Consider the following 12,639-nt stretch of genomic DNA (forward strand, 5'->3'; position numbering starts at 1 on the left):
GAATTCATTGCTGAGCGTATTCACCACATAAGCAGACAGCAAAGGGTTATTTGATATAAATTTAACACTGATGAAGTCACTGTTATCTTTATGAGCGATTTCCAGTCCTTTATTCAAAGCTACGTCCCCATATCCCATAGAGTTCACCATATCATACAATTTGAACTGCCCTTTGTTATCCGCAGGGCTCACTGGTATCTTTTTTGAGAGGTTAATGCGGTACAGGTCCGCCACTTTCTTTCTATCCTCGGCTGATAGTGAATCTATTTTTTCACTATATGGAGTAAACGTTTCCTTCGGATTATCTAAATCATGTATAATAAGGTTATAAGAAAGAATAGACATGATCTTTCTCATTTTCATCTGTTCAATGATATTGTCAAACTCCTGAGTCATTTTAAAATAGTCCAGGGTGGCAGCACCTGCTACCTGTTTAGAAGGGTCAACTATCCCGGTTGCTATTTTAGCTTCAGAACTATAGGTTTTTGGTAATTGCTTTGCCAGGAAATAGGTAGCAACGGCTGAGACTAATGGTACAAGAATGAGTATCCATTTATAGCGATTTAATAATTTAAGAAACGATTTTATATCCATTATTTTTTTTATTCTTACTATTTAACTTCTGAAAGTTTTTTTCCGATAATTTCTTCCAGAGCGTCTTTTGCATTTAAATAATTCACTTCAGCCTGAATCTGGTCCGTTGATGATGTAGAGACTAACATTCTCGAAGCGTTGTATAAATCTAAAGACAACTCACCTCTTTCAAATTTATGTCTGCTGGTTTCAGAAATGTTTTTGTTATCCTGAGCAGTTTGTGTCCTGATTTTTAACTGGCTTACTGATTGCAAATAAGCATAATAACGACGTTTTACTTCAGATGTCGTAGTAAGTTGAGTGTCTTCGTATTGATATCCCGACACCCTGTAATCTGCCTTTGCTTTTTTGAGTGCGTATGGTTTTTGTAAATAAGTACCAAGGTTAAAAGTGAACCCAAACTGCCAGCCATTTACTGTATAGATCTGACCAGGTTGGTTATTTGTTATATTGTCATTTGGTCTGTAATAATAAGAAGCATTGAAGAGGTCAAGGAAAGAAACTTTGGCCATAGAAATATTTTGTTTCAAGGATTCCATTTGTCCTTCAGAAATTTTCATTCTTGGGTAGTTCTGTTTTGCAAGTGAAATGTATTTGTCCAGCAGCGGATAATTCACGTCAGACATAATTGTATTCTGTGCAGATGCCTGCAGACAGAAAAGTACTGCTATAATAAATGAGAGTGTAGATATTTTTTTCATTGATAGTTATGTTTATTTGTTTATGTTTTTTTATACTTTTTCTTTTTGAAACAATGCAGGGAAAGTTCTGAGCATAATACTGATATCAAACCATACTGAGTAATTCTTTGCATAAAAGTTATCCAGCTTCTTTCTCTCCGTATCAGACATCTCGCCTTTTCCCCTTTTACTGATTTGCCAGAGGCCCGTTAATCCCGAAGGACCTAAAAACCGCATAGACCATTCATTGGAGGTCAGCATCTCCGCTTCATACAATGGAAGAGGCCTGTTACCTACCAGTGACATATCTCCTTTTAATACATTAAATAACTGAGGAATTTCGTCAAGACTTGAATTTCTCAAGAAATTTCCGAGCTTGGTAACCCTGGGATCGTTCTTGATCTTAACAAATGCATTTGCACCGCTGCCGTCGTCAGCATACTGGTTCAATGCAGAAAGATTTTTCAATTCCTGATCTGCTCCTGCCCTCATCGACCTGAACTTATAAAAATCAAAAATCTTATATCCTGTACCTACCCTTTTACTTTTGTAAATTACCGGACCTTTGGAATCCAGTTTGATACATAATGCAATGAGTAAAAGAATTGGTGAGGCAACCAGGAGTATTCCTCCGGATGATACCACATCAAACATTCTTTTAGTTGTCGGTATTTTATATTCCTTCTCCTTTTTAATAACTGCCAGTTGTTCAATATTGGGTTTGATCAGCTTGAATTTTATCAAAAAATTCAGGCGGTCTTTCAAATGCTCCATTTCATAAGGATAAAAATACAGGTCATGTATTTTAGCCTTAATGGCCCTCGATCTCAATTTAACATCTGGCATGTGCCCCAGTAGGACAATAATCAGTCCACTTGTCAGCGGATTATTTTTGATTTTGGCAATGATTGAAAAAACAAACTCTTCATCATTCACCTCAATCATGATTACGTCCGGAGTAGAGAAAAGAGAAAGGGTACTTAAATAATTCTCCAGTTTTGAGGCGTCTCCTACGTGGACCACATTATATTCCTGCCCCAAGATCGCGGCAGACTCCTGCGACAGCTCAGTTCCAGAATAGACTAATCTTATTCCTTTGTAATTGTAATCCATTATTTATATAACATAGGTTTTGGTAGTGCAGCCAGAACTTTAACAATTTCTTCCTTTAAACTTTCGGGATTAAAAGGTTTGGGAAAATAAGCTTCTACTTTAAAAGGCAGATTGGCTACAATAGTATCCAGATCTTCAGCAGCCGAAAGGATAATTACCGGAATTTCACGGTAATAGCCACTGATTTTTATACTTTTCAGGAAAGATGTACCATCGAAATGCGGCATATGCAAATCGAGAATGACAATATCCGGAAAATTGCCGTCTTCTAGCCAGAGATGGGCCTTGTAACCGCTTTCCATAGCATGGATCTCGTATTGCTTTGATAATATGAAATTTAGCAATTTTAAAATGCTGGGTTCATCATCGACTATCAAAACCTGCTTTCTATTAAATGATGCACTTTCCATTTTCAGAGTAGGTATTTAGGTAAGCGATATATTTTTAAATATATATATCGGTCTAGCATTTATTATAAATCAATCAAGTATATAGCTATAAAAATACAATTTATAAATCATTTTCTACTTACGTATTTTTAAAATTGTGAGATTTTCGATTCATTAAACTTATTCAAATTGTAAACCAAATTTCAGATTTTATTACAAGAATACAGTGATGACGAGAAATCCACACTTATTGTTATTAAGAACTTATCCACACTCTTCAGAATTAATATCAGGAATTAAAATATGAGATTTTAAGGGGAATTATTTCAACTACTTGTAAACATAAAACCCCTTAACCATACACATACTACAAAAAATGACTGCTGTTGTTTCAGTTATTACAGATATGGGATGCCAGAAGAAATTATTCTGTCATTTTATATACTGTATTAATAATATCTTTGTCTGTTTCAGCATCAAATTTTCTTGCAAATATGCCCTCAGATAATTTCAGGGCATCGAGGTCAGTACTTAAGAGCGTTTTGGGATGAGAAGCATGTTCTTCCCAAGCTGTAAACCTCAAATTATCATTTACGATTGGCAGGGATGAATTCATAAGAATAGTCTGCAGCCAGATTTCATCCGCACAATAGGTGTATTTAAAACTCCGCTGAAATGCCGGGTTCTCAGCAAGAAACTGAATTAAATACTGCATAGCTGGTCTGTTCAGATTCACCCAGTTCCAGCCTCCATAATATTTGATCGGATAAAGTTTGCGTTTGAGCCCGTATTTCAATTGGATACGCTGGGTGAATGACAATGCCTTTCTCTTCAGGATTCCCGCCAGGTTATTTCTAAAATCAATTCCAAAGTAATAGTGCAGGCGGTCAAATCCTCCGCCCTGCCCGGCCCATTCTTTTTTCGGCATCAGCTCACTGTTAACAAAGCTCATATCTTTGTTGGCAGTAATAAATTCTTTTATAAATGCGTTGCTTTTAATAGGCAGATCGTGACCGCTGATCAGTAAATAGTAATCATAATCACAGGCAAATGATGCTTTAAATAATTCAATAGTCGCAAGTATCTGAATATAGCTGCCCCAGTTAACACTGTGCCTTTTCACAAAAAAAACATTTTTATAATCCTTAAACAGCGCTGTATTTAAATCCCACTTTGCATCAGCGTGGATATAGATATCAAAATCCTGACTCAGTCTTTTTACAAGTTTTTCCAGCTGCCATACGTTTTTATGTGCAAGTATCAGAATTGCTGCTCTCATGAATTTAAAATTTGATAAAAGTTTTCACAATGATCTGAATAAAATAATAGTTTCCGGCTAATAAAACATAATAAATATATACATGAGGATGGAATTGAACTATAATATTAGTAAGTTGCAATAGGAATATTTTTGATTCTATGACCAGGCATAACCTCTCATTATTAATTATTTGCATATCTTTCCTGATGCTGTACAGTTGCGTAAGAAAGCCCAGACCTGCCCTTATCCGGGGAACTGAGCGATTATCGAACAACAGTTATCTTTACCTGCGTAAAGGAAAACCATTTGGGATTTTACGCGTGGAATGCAAAGATTGTGAGATGGTTTATTCCCTGAACAACAAAAAATTTACAATGAACATCAAAGAAGGAAATGAAGATAGGTTTATCTATCCGAAACCCAACTCCTCTGTAAAAACAGTTCTTAGGTCCAATGCGAATCAAATGATCAGAATACTGGCTATTAATCCAAATGGTAAAGTCGTTTCGAATGTGCTCGATACATTTTTGAGCGAACAGCATAGCAGTAACACTTACTCAATGAAATATTCCAGATTTAAAAACACCATCGTCGTAGACATTTTGAAGCGCAAACATTAGCTCACATTGCTGTGATTCCTCATTCCTCGGATTATTTTACATTTCCTTGTGTAAATAGAGCAAAATCAACTGCCTTTAAAACATCTTACTTGAGTATAATCACCTATCTTTACTACTATATTTTTATTTTATTGTTATATTTTAAAATCGCTAAAAGACAGTATATTTATTAGGATAACAGCAGTTTCCTTCGCATCTAAAAAAAAATGACAATACAAGATTCTAATAAACTCTCAAGGCTTTGTTTTTATACCGGTTTCCTATTGGTAAGCATATTAGCCTTTACTTTCCTGTTTAGTTCCATCTGTTTTTTCCTGAGGATAACCATGACTGCCTGGCATTTTCCAATAGGAACCCTTGCGGCTTGTGCATTGAGTTATTATTTCCTTAGCAATCATGAAAAAGAACAGCCAGTAAGTATTTTAATGCTATTTGGAATGACACTGGGATTTGTATTGATTTTTGTTGCAATGGCATCCTATTTTTATGACATCTCATTTGACGGCCAGGCTTATCACATGGAAGCGATGATCCAGATGAAGCATGGATGGAATCCTTTCTACGAACAATTACCGAACACAGTGAACCAGGCCTTATGGGTGAATCATTATGCAAAAGGAATGGAAACAGTGGGAGCCGCAATTAATTGCACTTTTAATACTATCGAAGCAGGTAAAGCGGCAAATTTTATGATATGGCTTGCGAGCTTCTTTTTCACACTTTCATTTATCCTGCGCAATCAATGGACGTCGGTATTCAAAGCTTTTTTACTGTCTTTTATCATTGCCTGTAATCCTATTGTTTTAAATCAGTTGCTAACTTATTATGTTGACGGCCCGATGGGCGCGCTTTTACTGTGCCTGATAATTTTGGGACTATATATTTTACAAACACCCCGAACGGTCTACTTTTTTATGCTTTTTCTGACTGTATTTCTGCTGGTGAATGTGAAGTTTACAGCTGTACTGTATATTGCAGTGTTCATTGGAGGATACCTGATATGGGCATTATGGAAGAAAAATTATGTGGTAGCGAAACAATTATGGTGGACATCGGTGGTTGCCGGTCTAATCGCGATCGTTTGTGGATTTAATCCCTATATAACCAATACTGTAAACTTTGGGCACCCACTTTACCCGCTTATGGGAAAAAATAAAGTAGACATCATTTATGCGCTGAACCTGCCAGCCGGCTTTGAAAACAAAAACGGTTTAGAAAGATTTTTTACCGCGCTTTTTTCAAGGACAGATAACATTTATCCAAACAGCATTTACCCGGTAGAGATCAAAGTACCGTTCACCTTCAATAAAATCGATTTGGCTCATGCGCCTATGGTAGATTCACGGCTGGGTGGCTTTGGGCCTATGTTCAGCGGAATTGTCCTTTTATCAATTATTCTGGCAGTACTCCTTTACCTGAATGCCGGGAAAGAAGCATTTATCGGAAATATGACCTGGGGTTTAGTTTTTATTATCATCTCAATTATTGTTATGCCTGAATCGTGGTGGGCAAGGTATGTACCGCAATTCTGGCTGCTCCCCCTCACCTTACTCCTGACGGCGGAAGTATTATTTAAAAACCGGTATCAGCTGCTTAAAATATGCATTTATACAGCTTTGGTGATTAACCTGGCTTTTTGTTCCGCTGGTTTTTTCTTCAATATGATTGTGACTTCTAAAATCAACTATCAGCTGGCCCTGTTGAAATCGTCTTCACAAACGGTACTCGTCGATCTGGGCGAGTCAAAAAGTAACCGGATTAGATTTTCTGCAAACCATATTCCTTACAGGTTAGCCGACTTCCATCTTCAGGAAGTTAATGAGGAGTACATGGCCGGATCACAGGCTTGTTTTATCTGGCCGTCCCATACTGATAAAAGTATAAAGGAACCCTGGATATTGAAAACAGCGGGCAAATGGCTGCCATTTATGTGGCAATATTATGGACGCTGATACTGATGATCATTTTATTTTTGCTATCCAGATTGCTTTGTAGGGGTGCAGCCAACCCTTTTGCTGAAGGTAAAAGAATAAGCCCTCATCTACCCTGAAGGTAAACAAGCCCCTTAGAAAGTTACTTGCGTGTGTAGTCACAAAATTTTGCCTGTAACCAAAATCAGTAGTCAGTATGACTTGCTTATATCCATCCTTCTCGGATGTTGTCACCGTACAGGGGTCAAATGCGATGGCGTATCTGAAATCCTTGTTGCGGACAAAATTCCACCTGTTCCACTCTATATAACCTTTTGCTTTTAATTTCAGTGCCCTTTGGATACTTGGAGATTTTAAGATAGACTGATCATAGAAAAACCTTTGACCGTCTTTTGAAGGAAACAGTAAATAATAGTTCTCCGTTGCCGCTTCAGGAAAAGGAATCAGATCAAATACAGTAATCATCAGCAAACATCCGTAGACGCCCATTTTTTCTTTGGTACTCAGTTCTCCTTTATGATTGATCCTGTTTTGCAGCTGTTCTGCCCTGCGGTTGTACTGCTTTAGATTGAAAGGGCTGAGTACACAAAAAAGAAATAATCCCAGTAACAAGAACCTTATAGCCTGCCGCTTACTTTTGTGCAGCAGATAAATGATAATACAGGCTGAAAAAGCAGCAACTAAGAGATAACAAACAAATAACGTATAACAAAATGTCCAGACGATCAAAAACAGATAGATGAGGACAAGGATGATTGAAAAAAACCACAGAAAAAAAAACTTAAGATGGTGCTGCAATGAGTGAGATTTCATAGGAGTGCTTTCAGACCAGGGGTTTTTCCTGATGGTACTATGTTTCAAATGTATAAAATTATCTCCAAATACTTCATTTTCATGAATATACTTCGATATTTTTTGAATTCTAATAAAATAGCACATAATTTGCAAAAAATTGCACCCGCTTACATCTCAAATTCAAACATGAAGTATCTCTTCTCCAGCCTCCTTATTACTTTTTTATTCTCCTTCGCAGAAACTCATGCGCAGGACACAACAGGCCTTCCTCCACTGGTCATTCCTGCAGAGCCTGTTCACAAATTCGCAAAAACCCCGGCAGCACTGGGAATTTCTGCTAAAGTACAGGCCAGGGTTGCTGCAATGAAAAACCCTCCTCTGAATATTGCACTTTTTGCAGTTGACAGGCGTAGTTCAGATAAGGAAGGAAATTCGGATGTCATCATGATCATCACTATTGATCAGGTAACCAAAACGATAAAGATGTCTTCCATACTCAGAGATACCTACGTCAATATAGAAGGCAAGGGAATGGACAAAATCAATGCAGCTTATGCGATTGGAGGACCTCAACTTGCCATAAAAACTATTAACCAGAATTTCGGATTAGACATTAAAGATTATTTCAATGTAGATTTCTTTACCACAGCCAAAATGATAGATGCACTGGGCGGTGTCGAGGTAGCTGTAAAACCAGAAGAAATACCTTATCTCAATAATTATCTGAAAGAAATATCTATCATAGATAATATCCCGCCGGATAATGTTGCTCAGCCAGGATATCAGCGCCTTACCGGCAAACAAGCCGTCGCCTATACCAGGATCAGAGCAGTAGGCCGCGGAGATTTTGAAAGAACTGAAAGACAAAGAACTGTGCTGATTGCCCTTTTCTACAAAATGCAGGGCGGAGGTTCTGCAATGTTACCGGTACTAATGTCACAGATACTCCCCTTTCTCGAAACCAGCATGTCCAGCATGGAATTATTTTCGATTGGCGGAACTATTCTCAATTCAAAAAGTAAGTCTATTGAAACGGCCCGATTCCCATTGGACTCATCGAGTAAAGGAGTCAGGATCAATAATGTCTACTACCTTTCAGCTGATATGATCAAGACTACTGAGGCCTTGCACAATTTCATTTACAAAGGGATAAAACCGGGGAAATAAAACCCCAGTCGGGAAATAGTATCCCATATGAGTTGTTGACGGAAAAATCCTGTTTAAAAGAAATAGTGCTGTCACATGTTATATGTGACATTCTTTTCCTAAAACTTAAAATGGCATAATCTTAGTTTATGGTATTATAGACCCTAATCTATTTAACATGAACTCTCAACAACATTACAGCCCTTTCAGCCCTTTAGCAAGAAAATGGATGATCACCATCGGTAGCGTAGCAATTTTTATTACACTGTTCTATGCCTTGTCTACTGGCGTAATCTCATACTTAAATTACTAAATACTCTCACATATAGCCTAATCCTGGTCCATTCCCTGGAATGGTACCAGGCTTAAGGATAATGAAAGAATCTCTCCGCTGAGCAAAGCTATAATTTGTTATATTTGCTTATGCCTGCTGCAAGAAATAAAGATTTACCCCGGTTGCTTTATTCATGCCATTCTGAGAAAATCAGAGAGGCAGAGTCCTTTGTAAAGGAGCATTACCTTATCCATATCTTATCTGGTAATATATCATTAAAGACTATTAGTGATACCTGCAGTTTTGCAGCCGGAGATACAGTGCTGATCAAACGGGACCAGTTGGTCAGGGTGAATAAATTACCAGCCGCGAATGGTGAATTTAAATCCGTAAGCGTATCTTTTGATCAGACAACACTCAAAGATTATTCTTTAGCGAACAGCATACCAGTTCAGCCACTTTACACAGGGGCACCAGTGACATTACTTTCAGCTAACCCACTTTACACCAGTTATGCTTCTTCCCTTACAGCATACCAGCAGGAGCAAACAGACCAGGGTTTAACAGCATTAAAAGTCAGAGAGGCACTCATGCTTATTCTTTATCTGGATAAGGAGGCAGCCCAATTCTTGTTCGACTTCTATGAACCCTCAAAAATTGATCTTGAAAATTTCATGAATACGCATTTCAGATTCAACGTTGGATTGGACCGCTTTGCTTACCTGACAGGCAGAAGCCTCGCTACTTTTAAAAGGGATTTTGCAAAGATTTTTCATACTTCTCCCAGCAAATGGCTACAACAGAGAAGACTTAAAGAGGCTTATCACCTGATCCGGGAAAAGAGAATGAAACCATCGGCAGTTTACCTTGAAGTTGGTTTTGAAGACCTTTCGCATTTTTCCTTTGCATTTAAAAACACATTTGGTAAATCCCCTGCTTCTATTTAAAATTTCTTTTTTGCTGCGAAGAATAGTGAACGGAGCAGAAATTCGTTCTGCGTTTCGCTTGAGAAGCTCGAAGAAAGATCTTTTATAGTGTGGTTTTCATAGTCCATATCATTATGTCCCATATTGATATATACCATCCTGTATTTTATATTCGTCCAGGCCACAGGATAATATCCGCTATGCCAGATCTCACTTTGTTTAGGCCCGGTTCCGAGCGGGAAGCTGGAAGAGTCTACAGACAGTAATATCCTGATATCGGGATTGGTCCTGAGATCTTCAGACCATCGGTACCATTCATTGGCCGCTGCTTTAAAAGTTTCCGGTAAACGGCTGGTTACAGGATGTTTCCTGTTCTCTACACGCAAAATTGCAGAGGTAGGTCTCCAGGTATTACTGCCATAACTACCAGATCCCAGGAAATGATGATGATACCAGTCCCAGTTCTGTGGAAAGTCAGAAGGTGTCAGGGCAAATGCGGCAAAATGAAACCCTATCCAGCCTCCCCCGGTTTCCATGTATTTTTCAAAAGCCGCTCTTTGTATGGGTTCTTCCGGTCTGGTATCCAGAAAAAGAACCACCTGGTAATTGGAGAGAAATTCCGCATTCATATTGCTCCAGTTGGAGGTGGAGTCATAGCTGAAGTTGTACTTTAAAGCCATCCTGGGAAACCATTTATTGGCCTCATGCACGTAGCTGATATGTGCATGATCATTTTTAGCAGTGTAAAATGCTATAACTTTAAACTTCGGCGTTTTTGCCTGAGCCTTAACAGCTCTGATAGACAAGCAAAGCAGAAGCCCGGTAATCAGGGTTAATACAATTCTTTTAAATTCCATAGCTTCAACAGATCTGATTTAATAAATCTATTAAAGCTATGGAAAAATACTAGTTCTTTTTTAACAGATCAAAAAGCAGCTCCGGCTCATTTGTGGTAATGAATTCGGCTTTCTCATCAATCAGCCATTTCATATCCTCTTCTTTGTTAACTGTCCAGGCATTTATTGTAATACCCAGTTCCTTCGCTTTTTTAAACCAGTCGCCTTCTTTATATATAGTATAAAAATAATCGGCCTGTGCGATATGGTCTTCCTTCAATCTTTCAAGTGCAACCTCTCCTTTGGTAAAAGCAAGGAATGCTGTTTTAGCAGCAGGATCCAACTGCAGTACTCTCTGAACTGCAGGATAGCTGAAACTGATATATTCTACCCAGGCATCAGCCTTTAGCCTCTTTACCATTTTTACTGCAGCATCTGTCAGTGCAATGGTAGTTTCCGGTGTTTTCGCCATCTTGATTTCCAGTATCAGCTTGGTTCCTTTTTGCTTCATTCCTTCTTTGAGATAGCTTTCCAGTGTAGGGATCTGCTCTCCATTTGCGTGTAGCTGCTGCTGTAGTTCTGCATATGTTGAATTACCAATTGTCATCCCTTTGAATACGTCATCATGGTTTACCACAATTACACTGTCTTTTGTAAGATGGACATCAAACTCAGAACCATAACATTTCAGACGTATAGCTTCCTTTAGCGATGCTATAGAATTTTCAGGAAGATTGTTTTTTTTCCATGCACCGCGGTGTGCGATTACACTGTTTTTGTTCCATTTCATTTTTTGTGCGTTACCGCTAAAAGCGATAAAGAGAAGTCCGATCAGAAAAAATAATTGTTTCATATCCCGCGAAAATAAGGATTGCATGTTATATACTGATGACTGTAATGTTAACAAATCATTTGTCAATAAGGCATTGTATGTACATTGCTTTGTACTGAAACAGCTTTGAAAAGCAATTCAAACGGGGTTAGAACGGAATTGGTTCAGCTGCAGCCGACCCAACCCCGTTCCAACCCCGTTTCAACACCGTCTCAGCCCCGTTCCAACACAAACTAAAATATGAACAAAGCCTGAACATGTCAATCAACCGACGTAGAACTTCTCTCTATACTCACTGGGTGTCATTCCAACAGTTTTCCTGAATACTTTCCTGAAAGCTTTGGGATCATTATAGCCTGATTTGTAAATGACTTCTGTCATCTGTTCGACTGTCTGCTCCAGAAGCTTTTTGGCAGCTTCGATACGCGTTTGCTGCAGATATTCAATGGGTGTAATACCTGTAACCTGTTTAAAGCGCCGGACTATATTTCTCCTGCTGGCAGGAATATCCTTGATCATCTCTTCAATGGTACCTGTATTATGATAAGCTGTCTCGATCTTTTGCTGCGCCATTGCCACCAGGTCGTCGCTATGATTTCTCGAAATATGGAATGTGCTGAAGTAGGATTGTCTTTGTCTGTCCATATCTATGGCAAATAACTTTGCAATTCTTACGGCTACTTCCTTGCCGCAATGCAGCTGTATGAGATGAAGCATCAGGTGAAAACTTGAAGTTGCGCCTCCGCTGGTATACAGTCTCCCATCCTGAGTAACCGTTTTTTCGGCTTCCAGTTTTACTTCAGGAAAAGTGCTCGTAAAAGCCTTGCATGCATCTACGTGCGTAGTGGCAATTCTGCCGTTGAGCAATCCGGTTGCCGCCAGTAAAAAAGCACCGGTACAAAAGCTGGCCAGACCTGCTCCTGCGTTGTACTGCTGTCTGAGCCACAGGATTGCCGTATGGTTCTCATGAATTGCAGCTGCAATGTTTTCATTCAGGAATGAAGGCACTAAAATCAGGTCCTGTGTATCAGCACCACTGATCTTTAGCGGCTGATATCCCGGAAAAAAAGCAGTTGTACCAGAATTTTGAGCGGTTTCATCATAAAATAGCGTGATCTGAAATGGTGCATCCTGACCTTCGTCAAAGTAGAGCGCATTTACCGTTTCAAATACATCCAGTATGGCTGCAACACTCAATAATCTATACTGATTTGTTAAAAGGAGTCCCAGGTTTATCATTTG

13 protein-coding genes and 1 pseudogene are annotated in these 12,639 nt (G+C 38.7%); 5 read left to right on the forward strand and 9 right to left on the reverse strand.

Going from position 1 to position 12,639, the window contains the following annotated elements; translation table 11 throughout:
- The 5 genes and pseudogenes from ABWY16_RS05225 to ABWY16_RS05245 all read right to left on the reverse strand — a co-directional run.
- Positions 1-594: pseudogene (locus tag ABWY16_RS05225) on the reverse strand (exopolysaccharide transport family protein); the annotation flags it as partial.
- 17 nt (positions 595-611) lie between these two features.
- Complete coding sequence (locus ABWY16_RS05230; protein ID WP_353903600.1) at positions 612-1,295, reverse strand: TolC family protein; 684 nt, start codon at positions 1,293-1,295, stop codon at positions 612-614.
- A gap of 30 nt (positions 1,296-1,325) precedes the next feature.
- Positions 1,326-2,387, reverse strand: coding sequence for a sugar transferase (locus tag ABWY16_RS05235; RefSeq protein WP_353903601.1), 1,062 nt, complete (start codon positions 2,385-2,387; stop codon positions 1,326-1,328).
- Positions 2,387-2,797 carry a response regulator gene (locus ABWY16_RS05240; protein WP_353903602.1) on the reverse strand — a complete coding sequence of 137 codons (411 nt, stop codon included), beginning with the start codon at positions 2,795-2,797 and terminating at the stop codon, positions 2,387-2,389. The genes ABWY16_RS05235 and ABWY16_RS05240 overlap by 1 nt, the downstream gene beginning before the upstream one ends.
- 403 nt (positions 2,798-3,200) lie before the next feature.
- Positions 3,201-4,055, reverse strand: coding sequence for a beta-1,6-N-acetylglucosaminyltransferase (locus ABWY16_RS05245; protein WP_353903603.1), 855 nt, complete (start codon positions 4,053-4,055; stop codon positions 3,201-3,203).
- Between the two features lie 356 nt (positions 4,056-4,411).
- Between ABWY16_RS05245 and ABWY16_RS05250 the strand changes: the two genes are divergently transcribed.
- Both ABWY16_RS05250 and ABWY16_RS05255 read left to right on the forward strand, forming a co-directional pair.
- On the forward strand, positions 4,412-4,657 hold the full coding sequence (locus tag ABWY16_RS05250; protein WP_353903604.1) for a hypothetical protein: 246 nt from the start codon (positions 4,412-4,414) through the stop codon (positions 4,655-4,657).
- 263 nt (positions 4,658-4,920) lie between these two features.
- The gene (locus ABWY16_RS05255; protein WP_353903605.1) at positions 4,921-6,609 is read left to right on the forward strand and encodes a hypothetical protein; all 1,689 of its coding nucleotides are present in this window, start codon (positions 4,921-4,923) and stop codon (positions 6,607-6,609) included.
- Positions 6,610-6,618: 9 nt separating this feature from the next.
- Here ABWY16_RS05255 and ABWY16_RS05260 read toward each other — a convergent pair whose 3' ends face one another.
- Positions 6,619-7,200 (reverse strand): hypothetical protein, encoded by a 582-nt coding sequence (locus ABWY16_RS05260; protein WP_353903606.1) that lies wholly within the window; start codon positions 7,198-7,200, stop codon positions 6,619-6,621.
- 369 nt (positions 7,201-7,569) lie between these two features.
- On the opposite strand from ABWY16_RS05260, the gene ABWY16_RS05265 reads away from it, so the two are divergent.
- From ABWY16_RS05265 to ABWY16_RS05275, 3 genes are all read left to right on the forward strand, one after another.
- The gene (locus ABWY16_RS05265) at positions 7,570-8,550 is read left to right on the forward strand and encodes an LCP family protein (RefSeq protein ID WP_353903607.1); all 981 of its coding nucleotides are present in this window, start codon (positions 7,570-7,572) and stop codon (positions 8,548-8,550) included.
- Positions 8,551-8,707: 157 nt separating this feature from the next.
- Positions 8,708-8,842 carry a hypothetical protein gene (locus tag ABWY16_RS05270; RefSeq protein WP_353903608.1) on the forward strand — a complete coding sequence of 45 codons (135 nt, stop codon included), beginning with the start codon at positions 8,708-8,710 and terminating at the stop codon, positions 8,840-8,842.
- Positions 8,843-8,952: 110 nt separating this feature from the next.
- Positions 8,953-9,750: a helix-turn-helix domain-containing protein gene (locus ABWY16_RS05275; protein ID WP_353903609.1), complete on the forward strand. Its 798-nt coding sequence runs from the start codon at positions 8,953-8,955 to the stop codon at positions 9,748-9,750.
- Here the strand turns inward: ABWY16_RS05275 and ABWY16_RS05280 are convergent.
- The 3 genes from ABWY16_RS05280 to ABWY16_RS05290 all read right to left on the reverse strand — a co-directional run bounded on the left by ABWY16_RS05280 (position 9,747) and on the right by ABWY16_RS05290 (position 12,636).
- Positions 9,747-10,586, reverse strand: coding sequence for a ThuA domain-containing protein (locus tag ABWY16_RS05280; RefSeq protein ID WP_353903610.1), 840 nt, complete (start codon positions 10,584-10,586; stop codon positions 9,747-9,749). The genes ABWY16_RS05275 and ABWY16_RS05280 overlap by 4 nt on opposite strands.
- 49 nt (positions 10,587-10,635) lie before the next feature.
- Entirely contained in the window at positions 10,636-11,418 is a 783-nt protein-coding gene (locus ABWY16_RS05285; RefSeq protein WP_353903611.1) for a glycerophosphodiester phosphodiesterase, read from the reverse strand.
- A 243-nt stretch (positions 11,419-11,661) separates the two neighbouring features.
- On the reverse strand, positions 11,662-12,636 hold the full coding sequence (locus ABWY16_RS05290) for a GlxA family transcriptional regulator (protein WP_353903612.1): 975 nt from the start codon (positions 12,634-12,636) through the stop codon (positions 11,662-11,664).
- Between the last annotated feature and the right edge of the window lie 3 nt (positions 12,637-12,639).

Origin of the sequence: Pedobacter sp., assembly GCF_040513095.1 — a bacterium.
Classification (GTDB): Bacteria; Bacteroidota; Bacteroidia; order Sphingobacteriales; family Sphingobacteriaceae; genus Pedobacter.